At 33.5% G+C, this 17,052-nt stretch carries 18 protein-coding genes; 14 read left to right on the top strand and 4 right to left on the bottom strand.

The window, feature by feature from the left end:
- Window positions 1–32: 32 nt before the first annotated feature.
- The 4 genes from rocD to ACYSNV_RS05530 all read left to right on the top strand — a co-directional run bounded on the left by rocD (window position 33) and on the right by ACYSNV_RS05530 (window position 3,341).
- Window positions 33–1,274: an ornithine--oxo-acid transaminase gene (gene rocD / locus ACYSNV_RS05545; protein WP_461761735.1), complete on the top strand. Its 1,242-nt coding sequence runs from the start codon at window positions 33–35 to the stop codon at window positions 1,272–1,274.
- 280 nt (window positions 1,275–1,554) lie between these two features.
- Window positions 1,555–2,172, top strand: coding sequence for a bifunctional nicotinamidase/pyrazinamidase (pncA, locus tag ACYSNV_RS05540; RefSeq protein ID WP_461761568.1), 618 nt, complete (start codon window positions 1,555–1,557; stop codon window positions 2,170–2,172).
- A gap of 7 nt (window positions 2,173–2,179) precedes the next feature.
- Window positions 2,180–2,719: a hypothetical protein gene (locus ACYSNV_RS05535; RefSeq protein ID WP_461761567.1), complete on the top strand. Its 540-nt coding sequence runs from the start codon at window positions 2,180–2,182 to the stop codon at window positions 2,717–2,719.
- A 40-nt stretch (window positions 2,720–2,759) separates the two neighbouring features.
- A complete protein-coding gene (locus ACYSNV_RS05530) occupies window positions 2,760–3,341 on the top strand; it encodes a hypothetical protein (protein ID WP_461761566.1) in 582 nt (193 codons plus the stop codon).
- 69 nt (window positions 3,342–3,410) lie between these two features.
- Here ACYSNV_RS05530 and ACYSNV_RS05525 read toward each other — a convergent pair whose 3' ends face one another.
- Window positions 3,411–4,073 carry a thiamine diphosphokinase gene (locus ACYSNV_RS05525; protein WP_461761565.1) on the bottom strand — a complete coding sequence of 221 codons (663 nt, stop codon included), beginning with the start codon at window positions 4,071–4,073 and terminating at the stop codon, window positions 3,411–3,413.
- 122 nt (window positions 4,074–4,195) lie between these two features.
- Here ACYSNV_RS05525 and ACYSNV_RS05520 point away from each other — a divergent pair, with 122 nt between their 5' ends.
- From ACYSNV_RS05520 to ACYSNV_RS05490, 7 genes are all read left to right on the top strand, one after another.
- Window positions 4,196–4,507: a rhodanese-like domain-containing protein gene (locus ACYSNV_RS05520; RefSeq protein ID WP_461761564.1), complete on the top strand. Its 312-nt coding sequence runs from the start codon at window positions 4,196–4,198 to the stop codon at window positions 4,505–4,507.
- Window positions 4,508–4,641: 134 nt separating this feature from the next.
- On the top strand, window positions 4,642–5,520 hold the full coding sequence (locus ACYSNV_RS05515) for a diacylglycerol/lipid kinase family protein (protein ID WP_461761563.1): 879 nt from the start codon (window positions 4,642–4,644) through the stop codon (window positions 5,518–5,520).
- Between the two features lie 110 nt (window positions 5,521–5,630).
- Window positions 5,631–7,034: a dihydrolipoyl dehydrogenase gene (gene lpdA, locus ACYSNV_RS05510; protein WP_461761562.1), complete on the top strand. Its 1,404-nt coding sequence runs from the start codon at window positions 5,631–5,633 to the stop codon at window positions 7,032–7,034.
- Window positions 7,035–7,226: 192 nt separating this feature from the next.
- Window positions 7,227–7,625, top strand: a complete 399-nt coding sequence (locus ACYSNV_RS05505; protein WP_461761561.1) for a hypothetical protein — start codon at window positions 7,227–7,229, stop codon at window positions 7,623–7,625.
- Window positions 7,626–7,627: 2 nt separating this feature from the next.
- Window positions 7,628–8,155, top strand: coding sequence for a DNA-3-methyladenine glycosylase I (locus tag ACYSNV_RS05500; RefSeq protein WP_461761560.1), 528 nt, complete (start codon window positions 7,628–7,630; stop codon window positions 8,153–8,155).
- Between the two features lie 702 nt (window positions 8,156–8,857).
- Entirely contained in the window at window positions 8,858–9,652 is a 795-nt protein-coding gene (locus ACYSNV_RS05495; RefSeq protein WP_461761559.1) for a HipA family kinase, read from the top strand.
- Window positions 9,639–10,013 carry a DUF3037 domain-containing protein gene (locus ACYSNV_RS05490; RefSeq protein WP_461761558.1) on the top strand — a complete coding sequence of 125 codons (375 nt, stop codon included), beginning with the start codon at window positions 9,639–9,641 and terminating at the stop codon, window positions 10,011–10,013. Before ACYSNV_RS05495 ends, ACYSNV_RS05490 begins: the two co-directional genes overlap by 14 nt.
- A 52-nt stretch (window positions 10,014–10,065) precedes the next feature.
- Here the strand turns inward: ACYSNV_RS05490 and ACYSNV_RS05485 are convergent, their stop codons facing one another.
- The 3 genes from ACYSNV_RS05485 to ACYSNV_RS05475 are packed head-to-tail and all read right to left on the bottom strand — an operon-like array spanning window position 10,066 to window position 13,482.
- Window positions 10,066–11,118 carry an NAD(P)H-dependent flavin oxidoreductase gene (locus tag ACYSNV_RS05485; protein WP_461761557.1) on the bottom strand — a complete coding sequence of 351 codons (1,053 nt, stop codon included), beginning with the start codon at window positions 11,116–11,118 and terminating at the stop codon, window positions 10,066–10,068.
- Between the two features lie 4 nt (window positions 11,119–11,122).
- Window positions 11,123–12,316, bottom strand: coding sequence for a serine hydrolase domain-containing protein (locus ACYSNV_RS05480; protein ID WP_461761556.1), 1,194 nt, complete (start codon window positions 12,314–12,316; stop codon window positions 11,123–11,125).
- A 50-nt stretch (window positions 12,317–12,366) separates the two neighbouring features.
- Window positions 12,367–13,482 carry a C1 family peptidase gene (locus tag ACYSNV_RS05475; protein ID WP_461761555.1) on the bottom strand — a complete coding sequence of 372 codons (1,116 nt, stop codon included), beginning with the start codon at window positions 13,480–13,482 and terminating at the stop codon, window positions 12,367–12,369.
- A gap of 72 nt (window positions 13,483–13,554) precedes the next feature.
- Here ACYSNV_RS05475 and ACYSNV_RS05470 point away from each other — a divergent pair, with 72 nt between their 5' ends.
- The 3 genes from ACYSNV_RS05470 to ACYSNV_RS05460 all read left to right on the top strand — a co-directional run bounded on the left by ACYSNV_RS05470 (window position 13,555) and on the right by ACYSNV_RS05460 (window position 17,048).
- Entirely contained in the window at window positions 13,555–14,394 is an 840-nt protein-coding gene (locus ACYSNV_RS05470; protein ID WP_461761554.1) for a 1,4-dihydroxy-2-naphthoyl-CoA synthase, read from the top strand.
- A 1,043-nt stretch (window positions 14,395–15,437) separates the two neighbouring features.
- On the top strand, window positions 15,438–16,349 hold the full coding sequence (gene menA / locus ACYSNV_RS05465) for a 1,4-dihydroxy-2-naphthoate octaprenyltransferase (RefSeq protein WP_461761553.1): 912 nt from the start codon (window positions 15,438–15,440) through the stop codon (window positions 16,347–16,349).
- Window positions 16,350–16,361: 12 nt separating this feature from the next.
- The gene (locus ACYSNV_RS05460) at window positions 16,362–17,048 is read left to right on the top strand and encodes a metal-dependent hydrolase (protein ID WP_461761552.1); all 687 of its coding nucleotides are present in this window, start codon (window positions 16,362–16,364) and stop codon (window positions 17,046–17,048) included.
- The last annotated feature ends 4 nt before the right edge of the window (window positions 17,049–17,052 follow it).

Raw genomic sequence — 17,052 nt, 5'->3', positions numbered from 1 at the left:
TGGCTGATAACCTAGCAAAAACAAAACAAAACATGACAATGGACATGAATTCACAACAAATAATCGATTTAGAAAATAAATATGGAGCTCATAACTATCATCCTCTACCTGTGGTTCTTACCAAAGGAAAAGGTGTGTATGTGTGGGATGTAGAGGGTAAGAAGTATTTCGATTTCTTGTCGGCGTACTCAGCGGTAAACCAAGGGCATTCTCACCCTAAGATTATCCAGGCTGTGGTGGAACAAGCAAACACCCTTAGTTTAACCTCTAGAGCGTTTTACAATGATAAATTAGGTCCTTACGAGAAAAAAATTACCGAGCTTTTTGGTTACGATAAAGTACTTCCTATGAATTCTGGCGCTGAGGCTGTGGAAACGGCTTTAAAGATTGCTAGAAAATGGGGCTATCAATGCAAAGGGATTCCGGAAAATCAAGCGCAAATTGTGGTATGTGAAAATAACTTTCACGGTCGAACAACCACTATTATTTCCTTTTCAAATGATCCCGATGCTAGGAATGATTTCGGACCATTTACAAAAGGGTTCTTAAAAGTAGATTATGATAATTTACAAGAGCTGGAAAAAGTGTTTGAACAACACCATAATAGTATAGCAGGATTTTTGGTTGAACCAATTCAAGGAGAGGCTGGAGTTTACGTGCCTGAACCAGGATACCTTAGTAAAGCCAAAGCATTGTGTGAGAAGTATAATATTCTTTTCATAGCCGATGAGGTACAAACCGGTATTGCTCGAACAGGTAAAATGTTGGCCGTTGATCACGAGGATGTTCATCCTGATATTTTAATTTTAGGGAAAGCTTTATCTGGGGGAGCATATCCAATTTCAGCTGTGTTGGCAAATAATACTATAATGGGAGTCATCAAACCAGGTCAACATGGTTCTACTTTTGGTGGAAATCCAATGTCAGCGGCTATTGCAACTGCAGCTCTTGATGTTGTTATTTCAGAAAATCTAGCCCAAAATGCACAAGAACTTGGAGACTTATTTAGACAAGAATTACAAAAGTACATTGATAGTAGTACCATTTGTAGTTTAGTTCGAGGAAAAGGACTTTTAAATGCTATTGTTATTAATGATTCGCCAGATAGTCAAACCGCATGGAATATATGTTTGGCACTAAGAGATAATGGTCTATTAGCCAAACCAACCCATGGAAATATAATTAGATTTGCACCCCCGCTGGTTATAACAAAAGAACAATTGCTGGAATGTGTGCAGATTATAATTAAAACTCTTAAAGAATTTGAAAAATAAACAAAACCAAAATAATTTAAAAAAAACCCTTTATTTTTTGATAAAGGGTTTTTTTTGATATAAATGTAACCTAATTAAACATTTGTTAATAATTATTTAAATCTATGTGGTTAACCTATTTTTTATGATAAATTATTCTTAATATAGGTAGGCAGGTGAAAATAACTCAGTAATTTTTTTTTTAACTGTTAGTTTTTTTGTATTTTCGTTATGAAATAAATAGGCAGTTTTTTAACCAAAAAAGCAATTATATTTTAATAAGTTATTTAGTATATTATATATGAAAGCACTATTAGTAGTGGATTTACAAAATGATTTCTTACCAGGTGGAGCGTTGCAAGTAAAGGATTCAGATAGTATTATACCTATTATAAATCAAATTCAAACAAAATTTGATTTGGTTATAGCCTCCCAAGATTGGCATCCAAAAACACATCAAAGTTTTGCAAGTGCACATCAGGGTAAAAAGCTCTTTGAACAAATAGATTTAAATGGACTTAATCAAGTGTTATGGCCCGATCACTGTGTGCAAAACACTCCAGGAGCAGAGTTTAGCCCTAAATGGGATTCACGTTTAGTGAGTGCCATTTTTAGAAAAGGAATGAATCCGCAGATAGATTCTTATAGCGCTTTTTTTGATAATGGACATTTGCAAAGCACTGGGTTATTAGGTTATTTACAGCACATGAACGTTACCGAACTTTATGTATGTGGGTTGGCAGCTGATTATTGCGTTTATTATAGTTGTATGGACGCGGCCAAGGCAAAGATTAAAACTTATTTTTTGGACTTTGCAAGCAAGGCAATAAGTCAACAGACTTTGCAAGAGGTTTACCAAAGTTTAAAAAACGCAAATGTAGAAATCGTAAAAAGCCAGCAAAGTCTTTTTCTTGATTAACATAAAAATGAAAAAATACAATAGATTCAATTTTTTTAAACACACTTTTTGTGATTGGAAACTTATTGATCAGTCCTTTATAAAAGATAAAACACCTGATTACAAGAGTCAAACCGGAAGTGCTTATTATTTTGATGAGCAAGGATTGGCTAGGTATTCTGACCATTGGGGAAGAGCTGCCAATTGCAGATGGAGACTTATAAAAGAGGATAAAAATAACAAGGGGTTTTTTCTAGGTTATGCAAAATGGGTGGATTTTTATCCAAATGATGAGAAATCAGATCTATTTGCTATAATATATAATCCAGAGAATCAAAGTGTTGATTTTGCGCACAAGCAGCAAATTACACAAGGCGATATGCTATTTAGGAATGCTAGTCAAACAAGTAAACGAATAGCAAAAATTAAACAGATAATACAAGATGATTCTTGGTACAAACACTTAGAGCATATGGATTATCAAAAAGCAAAAGACTTTATTATAAATCAACTCATTTATAGTAATGAGGAGTTTGTGAGTATTAAAAAAAAGTTATTAAGCCCATAGCATAGAGCTAAAAATGAATTTAATTAAAATTAAATATACTATGAAAAAGATTACATTATTAGCAGCATTATTAGTAGGAGGTATTTTTACCTCTAATGCACAACATGTTGAAAAACCAAAATTATCTGAAAAGGTAGGGACAACACCAATTCAAAAAGGAAACTGGATGGTTGGTACCGCTATTGGTTCGATGGGATACAGTTTTGAACAAAAAAGCTTTAACATCAACATCTTGCCAAACGCAGGGTACTTTGTAGCAGATGGTGTTGCTGTTGGTGCGCAAATCGGAGCTGGTTTTCAAACTGTAGATGGAGGTAAAAATATTTGGAATTATAGCGTAATGCCTTTTGCCAGATATTACTTCCCGGAAGGATCTAGTGAAACAGGACGTTTCTTTGGACAAGGTGCAATTGGTATTTCTGGATTTGATCAAAAAGGGAATGACAAAAGTGAGACATCTTTTGCCTTTGGAGTTAACGCTGGATACTCACACTTTGTAAGTAAGAACGTAGCTTTAGAGGGGATGATTGGGTATAATTACAGTAAAAGTAATTTAGCTAATGCTGAATCTCAAAGTGGTCTTGGAATAGCTGTAGGATTCCAAATTTTCTTAGGGAAATAACAAAGAATAATCGCTTTATACAAAAAAAGAGTCAACTAGTACTAGTTGACTCTTTTTTATGGGATTAATTTAATCGTTAGCTTCAATTAAAAGTAAATCACCATTTTTATGGGTAATACAAACAATACCATCTTCAAGTACACTATTACTTGTGCCGTTTTGATACCCTAATTTTAAGCAGCTATTATTTAAAGGATACCGCAAGTTTGAACTTGTTATTCCCTGTACTTCAGTAATAGGGATTAAAGATAATATAGTGTCTTTTTCATACCATTTTTTATACGTGGGACCTAAAGGGAATATTTTTGAATGATCATCTAACATCACCATTTTTATTTGGTCTTTAAATCGCACCATATTGGCCATGTTGTTTATGGTATGATCGGCCCTTTTTCCAGTAGCCCAAACTATGTTAACACTAGGAATTTTTCTTTTTATTAAATAATCTAAAGCTTTCTCTAAGTCAGTAAGGTTTTGATCCTGGGCAATTACAATCTCTAAAGGATACTGCTTTTCTAAGTAAAAATTAGGATCAAAATCGCGATCAAAATCGCCTAAAAGGACATCCACTTTGATGCCTAACTCCATGACTCTTTGCATAGCCGAGTCTAATACAACCACTAAAGGGGACCATTCTAAGATTTGATTTAAAAGTTCTATGGAACAAGCTGCTCCATTGGCAATAATTAATGCTGGTTCTTGATCATCTCGAACAATATGATGTGATGACATAGGGATGAATTTAGTTTTTTACAAAATAAATAAAACCAGTAGATAATACAGCATTTTTTTTCAATTATTAATGCTTGTAGCAAGAATAGCATTATCTTTGGGCTTTAACAAAAAACAATACAATGATGAATTTATCACAAGAACAATGGTGGGAACAATACAATCAAGACCAAAATGCAGTGATTCTTGATGTTCGCACAAGTGAAGAAGTACAAGAAAAAGCTATTCCTAATGCAATTAATATTGATATTTATCTAGGTCAAGAGTTTTTAGATCAATTGGAACAATTAGATAAAACAAAATCCTATTATGTGTATTGTAAATCAGGGGGCAGAAGTAATCAAGCTTGTTTGTTAATGGGGCAACTTGGATTTGATAATACCTATAACCTACTTGGGGGAATTACCGAATGGGAAGGGCCAACGACTCTGTAAAATAGCTGTTTTAAAAGATAAACATTTGTTTTTCAAGGATGCCAGAGCTTAATTATTATTTTTATTTCTAGCATCCTTGGCTTTGTTAAAACATATGTGTTACAAACCTCAACATATTCCGATCTTTAATAGATATGAGAAAAATTCATTTTATTGTAAACCCTATCTCTGGTAATGCCAAGCATAAAATTACTTTAGATTTGATAAAAATCTATTTCAATTCTGATTTATATCAAATTAATGTGAGTTATACCCAGTATAAAAAGCATGCTATAGCTTTAACGCATTTGGCCATTGAGCAACAGGCAGATATTATTGTGGCCTGTGGAGGAGATGGTACCATTCACGAGGTGGCAACTGAGTTAATAGATAAACAAATTGAGTTTGCCATAGTTCCTGTTGGTTCAGGAAATGGATTGGCCTCTAATTTGTGTATCCCTAAAGATATCCCAAAAGCATTGGAGCATATTGCAAAGGGAAGTGTTTTTAAAATGGATGTAGGCTCTGTTAATGGGGAGTATTTTTTTAGTAATATGGGCTTTGGTATAGATGCCACTATTATTGCTAATTATGAGAAGTCAGGCAAAAGAAAATTATCCTCTTATATTAAAGCTGCTTTAGAATCGGCCAAACATTATAAAGCTAAACAAATGCGAGTAAGTTATAATGGGCAAACAAAACTAGTGAATCCCTTGTTACTTTTTATTTCAAACTCTAATGAAATGGGATATAAGATGAGTTTAACTCCTTTGGCTAGCTTAAACGATGGATTGTTAGACTATTTAATGGTTCCTAAGATAAGTTTATGGAAACAACTTACTTTTGGAATCTATGTTTTATTGAAAAAAACAAATAAATTTAGGAAAACAGATTATCTACAAACCGATCAAATTCAGGTCGAAGTATTAGATAAACAAAAAAATGGTTTGCAATTAGATGGGGAATTTTACGAATTTGATACAAATGTTTTTAAAATTCAAGTACATCCTGGAGCTCTGAAGGTAATTTGTTAAAGCTAAATTGTTCTTAAGCCTAAAGTTTAAAGGGTTTTTAAAGGGAATTTTGTAAAAAAGTGTAACTTTGTATTTTAGATAATAACAACATAAAAAAATAAAAAAATATTATGAATTCATTTGACGTAGTAGTAATTGGTTCAGGACCTGGTGGATATGTGTCGGCAATTCGTTGTGCACAATTAGGATTTAAAACAGCAATTATCGAAAAGTATTCTACTTTGGGGGGAACTTGTCTTAACGTAGGATGTATTCCATCAAAAGCTTTATTGGCTTCTTCTCATCTTGTTGAAGAAATGGCGCATTTTGCAGAACATGGAATTGAAATTGGTGGCGATGTAAAAGTAGACTTAGCTAAAATGATTGCTAGAAAACAAGCGGTTGTTGATCAAACATGTGGTGGGGTTAAGTATTTAATGGACAAAAACCAAATTACAGTTTTTCAGGGAGTTGGTTCATTTGAAAACGCAACTACTTTAAATGTTACTAAAAATGATGGTTCAGTAGAGAAAATTCAAGCAAAATATACAATTATCGCCACTGGAAGTAAACCAAGTAGTTTACCTTTTATTAAATTAGATAAACAACGTATCATTACTTCAACAGAAGCTTTAGAGTTACCAGAGGTTCCAAATCATTTAATTATTATTGGTGGTGGAGTAATCGGACTTGAATTAGGTCAGGTGTATTTACGTTTAGGAGCTAAGGTTTCTGTGGTTGAATATGCAGATAGAATTTTACCTACTATGGATGGTGCTGTATCAAAAGAATTGACAAAAGTACTTAAGAAACAAGGAATGAAATTCTACTTATCTCACAAAGTTCAAGGTGTAGAAAGACAAGGAGATCTAGTGAAGGTAACCGCAGAGGATAAAAAAGGAGAATTAGTTACCCTTGAGGGAGACTATGCTTTAGTAGCAGTTGGTCGTCGTGCTTACACACAGGGATTAAACGCTGAGGCTGCTGGGGTTAAATTAACAGAAAGAGGACAAGTTGAGGTAAATGACCAGTTACAAACAAGTGCTGCTAATATCTATGCAATTGGAGATGTAGTAAGAGGAGCAATGCTTGCACATAAAGCAGAAGAAGAAGGAGTTTTAGTTGCTGAGCATCTAGCGGGTCAAAAACCACATATTGATTATAATTTAATTCCTGGGGTTGTTTACACATGGCCAGAGGTTGCTGCGGTTGGAAAAACAGAGGAGCAATTAAAAGCAGAAGGGGTAGATTACAAAGTTGGAAACTTCCCTTTTAAAGCCTTAGGTCGTGCTAGAGCAAGTGCCGATACTAATGGATTTGTGAAAATATTAGCCGATAAAAATACCGATGAAGTTTTAGGAGTACATATGGTTGGAGCTCGTGCTGCGGATTTAATTGCAGAGGCTGTAACAGCAATGGAATTCAGAGCATCGGCAGAGGATATCTCTAGAATGTCTCATGCTCACCCAACATTTGCAGAGGCAATAAAAGAAGCGGCTTTAGCAGCTACAGATAATAGAGCATTACACGTTTAATTTTTTAATTATAACTAAATATACAAAGGGCTAGATATGTTTCTAGCCCTTTTTTAATTAGATAAGCAAGGATATAGATTAACATAAACAGTTACCAATAAAATTATATATGTATTAGATAATCTAACAAAGTATTGGCTATATTGTTTTAGTTTTATTAGTAGATTTGTACGTATAACAAAGCCTTTTTATATGATTACATTTAATAACCAAACTAAAGAATTAGATATTACAGATAATTACAAGTCTCGTTTACAAAGTAGCCGAATTATGTCTGTGGCCATTTTATTGCTTTCTATAGGTAAGATTACTATTATGGATTATGCAAATCTTACAGAGCTGGATTATTTATTTTTTATTATAGTGGCTGTTTTTAGCTATCTGGTATATAAAAATTTCTTTATTAATACATCTATAAGTAAAATTGAGAAGTTTCAGATAAAATATGTAAAAATGCCAAAAGCTTTAGCTACTAAGGCTGTAATTAAGCTTAATAACGGAAAAACAAGAGATGTTTATGGCTTAAAAAACCCTAAGGCTAGAGAAGAGTTCCGTAAAGTAATTAATAATGCAAAAATTAGAATTCTTTAAAAATGACCTACTGTGATTTTGTGGCTACTTTAGATTCCCAAACCAAAGATCCCAATAAATATTATCATGACTGTGAGTATGGCTTTGAGATAGATTGTGATAACAAACTATTTGAGCGCTTTGTTTGGGAAATAAATCAAGCGGGGCTTAGCTGGACTACGATTTTAAAAAAAAGAGCTAATTTTCACCAAGGATATGATGGATTTGAAATAGCTAAAGTGGCACAATATGGGCCACAAAAAATACAAGAGTTATTGCAAGACAATGGTATTATAAGAAATAGACTTAAGGTAAATGCGGCAATTTATAATGCTAATCAAATCCTTAAGATACAAAGCCAACATGGTTCTTTTAAAAATTGGCTATATTCTTATAAAGGATATGAATTAGATCAATGGGTGAAACTCTTTAAAAAGAATTTTAAGTTTGTTGGCCCGCAAATCGTAAATGAATTTTTAATGAGTATTGGAATTTTACAAGGAGCTCATCATAAGGACTGTCCAATATACGATTTGATAAACAATAGATAAAAAACCCTTTTTGGTCTTAAAAATAGCATACCTCCATTTAACCTAGGAGGTATTTTTTTTTAACAAATATCTTTCTTTAGTATTTTTATTGGATGTTCTATGCTCTGAGGGTATTTAAAGAATTCTTGCATAGGTGTTTTAATAGAGCCTTTTTTAAAGAAAAACGCTATTTTTTACTGTTAATAAATTAGGTTTTAATGCATTGTGCCTTGACTTTTTAATAAAAGGATGAAAAGAAAATCGGCTGTTTTGTTTAACAGCTAAGAAATTCATTAGTTTATTTAAATAAATTAGCTTTACCACCTTTTAAGAATTACACCCAATTTTTAGCTTTAACTAGCATTTATTAAATAAATGAAATACCAATAAGTAAGACCAGGGTTATTAAGGTTATATCTTTAGGTTGTTTTTTGGGCAATACGGGCTATACTTTTTTTTTAATCATACAAAAGTAGTAGGCATAAACTCTACAGGCCTGTTTTAGGTGATTTTTTAAAAACCTTTTGCATGGCTGTATAAGCATCGTTTTTAAACAAAAATGAGCTTAAAACACGGTGATTTTATTTACATTTAAAGCAAAATCACATCTAAATACTTGTATCTTTATTACAAGATATTTAAAATACCAAAATAAGAGAATCAAAATAATTTGTTTTTAGTAAAGTAGCAAAGTAACCATATTGAGTATTAAAAAAGTTAATTATGCAAGATAAAGTGGATTTACGCACGGTAACAGTTACCCATTATCTGAGCCCTTTAAGAGAAGGGGGGAGTCTACCGGCATTGGCCATAGCTGATGATGGCTATAAGTATGTTTTAAAATTTCGTGGGGCTGGACATGGTGTCAAGGCTCTAATTGCCGAGTTATTAGGTGGATTAATTGCCCAAAGATTAGACTTGAAAGTACCCGAGCTTGTCTTTGCAGAGTTAGATCCCGCTTTTGGTAGAACAGAAGCAGATGAAGAGATTCAAGACTTATTGCAATTTAGTCAAGGTTTAAATCTAGGGCTTCATTTTTTATCAGGAGCTCTCACCTATGATCCTGCTGCTTGGAATGTGTCGGGAAAATTAGCCAGTGAGATAGTTTGGTTAGATGCTTATATAACCAATGTAGATCGTACCTTTAGAAATACAAATATGTTACTTTGGCATAAAGAATTATGGTTGATTGACCATGGCGCTTCGTTTTATTTTCACCATTCGTTTGTAAACTGGGAAAAAAGTGCATTAACCCCTTTTGCTTTAATTAAAGATCATGTATTACTACCATATGCAGATCAGATTGAGCAGGTAGATAAAAAATTTAAAGCTATTTTAACCCCACAGGTGCTTTTGCAAATTGTTAATACTATTCCTTTGGATTGGCTACAATGGCAAGATTCGGATTTAAATCCAGAGCAAATCAAACAGGTTTATTATGATTTTTTAGTTCAAAGACTACATCATTCTGAAATTTTTGTTAACCAAGCAAACCAAGCAAGAAATGCAAGTATATGAATATGCCATAATTCGTTATGTGCCTAGGGTAGAACGAGAAGAGTTTATAAATATAGGATTATTGCTTTTTTGTAAAAGCAAAAAAGTACTTTTATCTAAATTTCACCTAGATAAAGAAAAAATAGCATGTTTTTCAAGTCAAATTGATTTTGATGTATTGCAATTACATGTACAGGCTTTTGATAATATTGCAAAAGCAACACCATGCGCTAGTCCAATTGCTAATTTAGAGACTTCTGAGCGATTTCGTTGGCTTAGTGCCGTGAAAAGCTCCGTACTTCAAAGCTCAAGACCCCATGTGGGATTAAGCCAAGATTTACAAGCTACTTTTGATAAGCTTTTTGAAGAATTAGTACTGTAGAAAGATTGTAAAACAAAATCAGCAGCTATTTTTCTAGCTGCTGATTTTGTTTTTAAAAGTCGCGATGACTATAAAACTCTTGTATTAGATTATTTAATATCTGTGTGGCATCCGCTTTATAGGCGTGCTTGGCATTTTCTCCGCACCAAAGCGAGTAATAATCTGCTTTGTTTAATTTTTTGCTTTGTTGGCGAATACTTTGGGTTAAAAAATTCTGAATAGGGTACTTTGGTATTTCAAGGCCGCTGAAGTCAATATGATTCATAAGACTATTTACGATCCCTCTTGCCCATTTACCACTAAAACTCTTTGTTAACCTGGTTTGAAAACCTAGATTGCTGTCCAATAAATTTTTATGGTAAGCCATAGCGCTACTCTGCATACTTGGAATAAACATCGAGCCGTATAAGGCTAGTTGAGCTCCGTTTTCGATATACTCTCTGGCCTGGGCACCATTGTATAGGCCACCTGTGACAATTAAACTAGTTAAGGGCAATTCTTTTTTTACTTTGGTAAACAAGGTATGTAATGGTAGATTATCGCTTATACGGTCTTTTAAAAAGCTACCTCGATGCCCTCCGGCCTCGATTCCTTGTAAAACAATAGCATCTACTTTATGCTTTTCTAAATAAATGGCCTCTTTTACCGTTGTGGCTGTACCTATTAGAAAAACCCCATGCAAATGCAATACTCGAATTTGTTGTGGCGTTAAACACCCGAAGGTGAAACTAACTATTTTAATTTCGTGTTTGATTATAAGATCTAATATCTCACTATAAGGATCTTCACAAAAATCATTAGTGGTTTTTAAATCCAAGTCTTGCAACTCACATGCCTGGGCTAGTAAATCTTGCATTTGGGTAACTTGAGATAAATCAACCTTGGCCTGGACATGTAAAAATAGATTAACCCCGAAGGGTTTTTGTGTTATTCCCTTAGTCTTTAGAATCAGGCTCTGGCATTGACTACTTGGTAATCTTCCCAGGGGTAAAAAAGCTAAAGCTCCTTGGTTGGCAATGGCTCCAACAAGCTCAGGGGTGCCAACCCCTAGCATTGGAGCCAAGCCAATGTAATGCTTAAGATTAAGTGCTTGTTGTAGATTCATATTTTTATAATTTCATATTACCCACCGGATAGTCTCCAAAATGATGTGATAAACTAATGGTTTTATAAGTTGCTGTGGAATACTTATTGGAAAAAAGTATAATACAAACATTATCTTTAGCCAGTCGAATATAAGAAGAGGTATTGCCTCGCCACCATCCGTTGTGATAGGTATAAATCTGATTGTTATCTAATTCAATTAAACGGAATCCCAGTCCATAATTTCGCTTGCCTTTTCGCTCGTAACTATATCCTTTAAACATTTGCTGTTTTAATTCTGGACTAAGAAACTCATCGCTGTATAAGGCAGTATCTAATTTAAGAAAATCTCTTGGAGTTAAAAAAATATTTTTATCTCCATAGGTTCCATCCATATAATCCCAATGCATTGGTCGGTAATTACTCATGTAACTTTGAGTTACAGTGTGTTTTTGATCCAAATCTTGCAAAACAAAACTGTTATGCATCTGCAAAGGGTCAAAAATCAATTCTCGTAAAGCTTGATCAAAGTTTTTACCGGTGATTTTCTCAACAATACTAGCCAAAACCACATAATTGGTGTTGCTATAAGAGAATTGGGTGTTGGGGGTAAAAGCTAAATCAACTCTTTTGTTTTTTATTACATCAATAACATCTTGATTGGTTATAGGGGTTTGATTATCCCATATATCTTGATAGTATCCATAATAGGTTAATCCACTTCGGTGATTTAATAAGCTACGAACGGTTATTTCTGGATTTCCGAACCCAGGTATAATATCTTGAACACTTTGGTCTAAATCTAGCTTATTTTGATCCACAAGACGCAATATACTTATTGCCGTTACCACCTTACCAACAGAGGCAACATGTATTGGGGTGTCCTTGTCGATTTGTTTTGCATTTTTTTTATCGGAAAAACCGGAATAATCTTCATAGATAACTTGCCCATTTTTAGCAACTAGAAAACTTCCAGTATAACCGTTTTTCTTAATATTATTTAAATAAAATTCTTCTACTTCTTGATTTTTTTGTAAAATATAACTTGGATCTAATTTTTCAAAATCAACACTATAAGGGGGGAGGGTTTTTTCCAAAAAATCATGTTCGGGCTGGTCTACCGAGGCCAATAAATTTTGCTGTTTTGTTTGATTACTCTCACAAGACAAAAGCATAAAAACCGAGAGTAGAATAATTGGGAAACTAGGTGTGTACTTCATAATATAAATACGTAAAGTAACCCACTGGGGCTACTTTACGTTACGGGGGATTATTGGATTTTTAAATTTGCCTTTGTTTGATTTGTTAATGCATCTTTATGAACCAATACCGAAATTGACTTAAGTTTTAAGTAGGCAAGGCTCATATAAATATAACCATCGTTTCCAATTCTTGGACCTTGGCTACCCCAAGAGTTCTTAACCTTATAGTAAATATTTCCATTTTTGTCTTGTACCTTACCCACAATATGCATTAAGTGATCATCGTTGGTATCAAAGCTAAAGAACTCCTGTAGACGATACTCTGGTGTAATATCCTTTTCTTGGATAATTTCTGTTAATCCTTTTTCATTATCTTTTGGGTCTAATGCAACAAAAGCAACTCCAGATTCAGCGGAAAATCCTTTTTCCGAAACATCACAATCTAAAGACAAAGTAAAACCATTGTCTAAGGCATTATCAATATTTGCTATGTATTCATCTAAAGGTAGATTATACATGCTTCCATTGGAAAAGTTATCCGGAATATTTAAAATAAAGGAGCTATAATCTTTTTGATTGGCAAATGAGGTAATGGTTAAATAATCATCGGGATTAATTCCGGTCATCTTTAAAAAGCTCATCGGGGTGTAATTTTTTCCTTCATAGGTGAACTCTTGCACGTTTTTACCCATATAAGTATCTAAAATATACTCGGTGATTGGCTTCCAGTTCATAGTAATTGGTTTATTACTAGTGGCATAAACGTTAATTAACCCCTGTAAGGCTTTAAATAACTCTTGGTGGTTATAAGTATCTTGTCCCATATAACCATCATATACGGCCTGAGGTACTAAACCATAGTCTCTCACACTATTTATAACATCATGTGCTAGACCACCCTCACCAAATTGTGCTTTAGATTGTCTTGTAATATAATTTTCGATTTTTTTTGGATAGGTATTTCTAACATTATACATCTCCGAAAGGTCGATGTGCTTGTCTGAAATACGTAGAATCTCAGATTCTAAAAAGGAAGAAGTACTAAAACTCCAGCATGTACCTGTACTTCCTTGACTAGTTACAGGAAGAGCTTGTAGGTCGATAATAGTCTTAAAACCATACTTTTGTGCCGATGCTCCCATGGCAATAAAAAGCATGGACATCGAAATAATTAATTTTCTCATTTTTTAAAATTGTTTTGGATTTGCAATATAATGCAAAAAATAGGTTATTTTTACCCTAAAATCAAAAAGATTATGAGTAAGATACAATGGGAAACAGCAATCGAGTTTGAAGATATCACTTATAAAAAGTGTAATGGAGTAGCTCGTATTGCTTTTAATAGACCAGAGGTTCGCAATGCTTTTAGACCAAAGACCACTAGCGAACTATATCGTGCTTTTTATGATGCACAAGAGGATACTTCAATTGGAGTTGTATTATTATCAGCCGAAGGACCTTCTGCAAAGGACGGAGTTTATTCATTTTGTAGCGGAGGAGATCAAAAAGCAAGAGGACATCAAGGATATGTTGGCGAGGATGGAATGCACCGCTTAAATATCTTGGAAGTACAGCGATTAATACGCTTTATGCCTAAGGTAGTTATTGCTGTTGTACCAGGATGGGCCGTTGGAGGAGGACATAGTTTACATGTGGTGTGTGATATGACTCTTGCAAGTAAAGAACATGCTATTTTTAAACAAACCGACGCCGATGTAACTAGTTTTGACGGGGGATATGGCTCGGCTTATTTAGCCAAGATGGTTGGTCAGAAAAAGGCACGTGAGATATTCTTTTTAGGTAGAAATTATTCAGCCCAAGAGGCCTTTGAAATGGGAATGGTAAATGCTGTAGTGGAACATGATAAACTAGAGGATACTGCTTATCAATGGGCCCAAGAGGTATTAGAGAAATCACCAACTTCTATTAAAATGCTCAAGTTTGCCATGAACCTAACCGATGATGGTATGGTTGGTCAACAGGTATTTGCCGGAGAGGCTACACGCCTGGCTTATATGACCGAGGAAGCCATAGAGGGAAGGAATGCCTTTTTGGAGAAAAGAAAGCCAAACTTTGCAAAAAAATGGATTCCATAAAAAGCAATTATTTAACCAGATAATATATCCGCTTTTGTAGCTTATGCTATAAAAGCGGATTTTTTTTTTTAAAAACTAACAAATATTTCTAGAAGTAGTATAAGAAAAAGTCTCTACAGGTTAGTTTACAATTCAAGAGAAAGGTAGTTTAAATAAAGTAAATGTCTTAATAGTTCTTTTTATTACAAAGAGTGTCTTACAAAAAAAATGAAAAATACCACTAAATACCTAACTCCTTAGTCAAGGATTTAAAGATAATAAACACAGTTTATATACTAATGGTTGTAATGTTTTTCTACCTCAAATTATAATAATAGGGGATATGAAATAGTGCTTTTTTTTCATTGTTTTAAAAAGTTACGAAAATTAAATAGGTGGTTTTGACAAAAAAAATAATTTAAAATTTAGTTAGAAACACTTTTTTAATTAGAGTTTTACTTTAAAAATACAAAAAAGTAATACTTTAAGTAAAGGTATTAAAAGAGTTGGAAATGAGATTTTTAAATTAAACCACATGAGTGATATAACTTTAAGTTATGGGTGTGTTTTTGCAAGAAAAGGGTGGTGTGAGACCTTTTTTAAGTAGATTTAAACTATTAAAGTAAAAGTTTAAATAACAAGTTGTAACTGTTTTTTTATAAAATCCCGTAGAAGTTTAAAAATCAGTTTTCAATCTTATCTTAAATAAAGAATCTAAGCTCTTTTTAAAAAATACTACTATCATACAAGCTTACTTACTGATGATAACCTTTTAAAAAAAACAGGTCTTTTAAACGTTTTTTTAAAACCCCTCAGGTGTCCTAATTTTCTCTTTTTATACTTTTTAATTTTTTTGTGTATTTAGCCAATCTACTTGTAAATTAATTGGGTTTGAACCAATTTATGGATACTTTAAAATGTCCTGATATCTAAGGGGAATATTGGTTTTTCAACAGGTGTTTTCATTGCTTTAAAAATGGCATAAGTCAATTATTTCGGTTAATTTTGGACCTTACTTATCTTGTTTGGCCATTAGCCACAAGAGTATTAATTTTTTATTTTTTATGATAAACCTCAAAGCATGGGTTGGCGCTGCTCGCCTGAGAACTTTGCCCTTATCTGTATCGGGTATTATAGTAGGAAGCGCTTTGGCTTTTCCTAAACATGGAAGTGATTCTAGTTTTATAGCTATTTTTTCTTTAGCTATTCTAACCACTCTTTTACTTCAGATTCTTTCTAACTTTGCCAATGATTACGGGGATGGAGTCAAGGGGACAGATAATGAAACTAGGATAGGTCCGCAAAGAGCATTGCAAAGTGGGGTTATTTCCCCTAGAGAAATGAAACATGGTATTGTAATTACATCAATTGCTTGTTTAATTAGCGCTGTTTTGCTTATATACGTTTCATTTGGTAGTAGCGAGTTTGTTACAAGTGTTTTCTTTTTTGTTTTAGGGGTATCTTGCATTGGTGCTGCAATTAAATATACGGTAGGAAAGGGAGCCTATGGATATAAAGGACTAGGTGATTTATTTGTATTTATTTTCTTTGGGTTAGTAAGTGTTATGGGGAGTTATTATTTATACACCCAACAAGTAAACTTTTGGGTTTTATTATGTGGTATTGCTGTGGGAAACTTATCCATAGCTGTATTAAACATAAATAATATGCGAGATTTGGATGCCGATAAAAACGTTGGGAAAAATACCTTAGCGGTTAAACTAGGTAGACAAAAAGCAAAATATTATCATTACGCCATAATTGTGTTTGCTCTATTGGCATTTATAGCCTACGGTGTGCATGCCGGGTTTAGATTTTATCAATATTTCTTTATCTTAGCTTATATTCCTTTTTTAAAACATATATATTTTGTCAAATCAAATACTAGTCCTGGGGAATTAGATTCGCAAATGAAACCGGTAGCACTGTCAACTTTTTTGCTATGCGTTTTATTTTGTATCTCTAGTATTATCTAAAATTGTATTATTATGAAAATTACTTATTATGGACATGCTTGTTTGGGAATTCAAGTGGGCGATATACAAATTGTTGTCGATCCGTTTATTAGTGCAAATCCTTTAGCGGCTGCTCAGCTTATTGATGTGGATGCTATTAAAGCAGATTATATTCTTTTAACCCACGCTCATGGGGATCATGTGGCAGATGTGGAGCGAATTGCCAAAAACAATCCCGATGTTTTAATTGTATCTAATGCCGAGATTGCGGGATACTATGCTAAGAAAGGATTTCAAACCCATCCTATGAATCACGGAGGAAGTTGGGAGTTTGATTTTGGTAAACTTCATTATACCGTAGCAATCCACTCAAGTTCATTTGATGATGGAACATATGGTGGAGAACCTGGTGGATTTGTCATAGAGAGTAAAAATAAAAATGTTTATATCGCAGGAGACACAGCTCTTACCATGGATATGAAATTAATCCCTTTGTTTACAAAACTAGATTTAGCAGTCTTGCCAATTGGTGATAATTTTACAATGGGAATTGATCAAGCTGTTGTGGCGGCTGAATTTTTACAATGTGATAAAATATTAGGCTACCACTACGATACCTTTGGTTTTATTGAAATAGATCACGAGAGAGCAAAAAGTAGCTTTTTTGCTAAAGCCAAAGATTTAATGCTTTTACCAATAGGAGATAGTTTAACACTATAAAAAA

This window comes from Myroides sp. LJL119, assembly GCF_054871605.1.
The sequence above is the reverse complement of the archived record's forward strand: the minus strand, read 5'-3'. Positions and strand labels throughout refer to the sequence as shown.

Bases quoted from the DNA above. Each gene is read 5' to 3' on its own strand.
- rocD (WP_461761735.1), top strand. From the start codon at position 33: ATGACAATGGACATGAATTCACAACAAATAATCGATTTAGAAAATAAA.
- pncA (WP_461761568.1), top strand. From the start codon at position 1,555: ATGAAAGCACTATTAGTAGTGGATTTACAAAATGATTTCTTACCAGGT.
- ACYSNV_RS05535 (WP_461761567.1), top strand. From the start codon at position 2,180: ATGAAAAAATACAATAGATTCAATTTTTTTAAACACACTTTTTGTGAT.
- ACYSNV_RS05530 (WP_461761566.1), top strand. From the start codon at position 2,760: ATGAAAAAGATTACATTATTAGCAGCATTATTAGTAGGAGGTATTTTT.
- ACYSNV_RS05525 (WP_461761565.1), bottom strand. From the start codon at position 4,073: ATGTCATCACATCATATTGTTCGAGATGATCAAGAACCAGCATTAATT.
- ACYSNV_RS05520 (WP_461761564.1), top strand. From the start codon at position 4,196: ATGATGAATTTATCACAAGAACAATGGTGGGAACAATACAATCAAGAC.
- ACYSNV_RS05515 (WP_461761563.1), top strand. From the start codon at position 4,642: ATGAGAAAAATTCATTTTATTGTAAACCCTATCTCTGGTAATGCCAAG.
- lpdA (WP_461761562.1), top strand. From the start codon at position 5,631: ATGAATTCATTTGACGTAGTAGTAATTGGTTCAGGACCTGGTGGATAT.
- ACYSNV_RS05505 (WP_461761561.1), top strand. From the start codon at position 7,227: ATGATTACATTTAATAACCAAACTAAAGAATTAGATATTACAGATAAT.
- ACYSNV_RS05500 (WP_461761560.1), top strand. From the start codon at position 7,628: ATGACCTACTGTGATTTTGTGGCTACTTTAGATTCCCAAACCAAAGAT.
- ACYSNV_RS05495 (WP_461761559.1), top strand. From the start codon at position 8,858: ATGCAAGATAAAGTGGATTTACGCACGGTAACAGTTACCCATTATCTG.
- ACYSNV_RS05490 (WP_461761558.1), top strand. From the start codon at position 9,639: ATGCAAGTATATGAATATGCCATAATTCGTTATGTGCCTAGGGTAGAA.
- ACYSNV_RS05485 (WP_461761557.1), bottom strand. From the start codon at position 11,118: ATGAATCTACAACAAGCACTTAATCTTAAGCATTACATTGGCTTGGCT.
- ACYSNV_RS05480 (WP_461761556.1), bottom strand. From the start codon at position 12,316: ATGAAGTACACACCTAGTTTCCCAATTATTCTACTCTCGGTTTTTATG.
- ACYSNV_RS05475 (WP_461761555.1), bottom strand. From the start codon at position 13,482: ATGAGAAAATTAATTATTTCGATGTCCATGCTTTTTATTGCCATGGGA.
- ACYSNV_RS05470 (WP_461761554.1), top strand. From the start codon at position 13,555: ATGAGTAAGATACAATGGGAAACAGCAATCGAGTTTGAAGATATCACT.
- menA (WP_461761553.1), top strand. From the start codon at position 15,438: ATGATAAACCTCAAAGCATGGGTTGGCGCTGCTCGCCTGAGAACTTTG.
- ACYSNV_RS05460 (WP_461761552.1), top strand. From the start codon at position 16,362: ATGAAAATTACTTATTATGGACATGCTTGTTTGGGAATTCAAGTGGGC.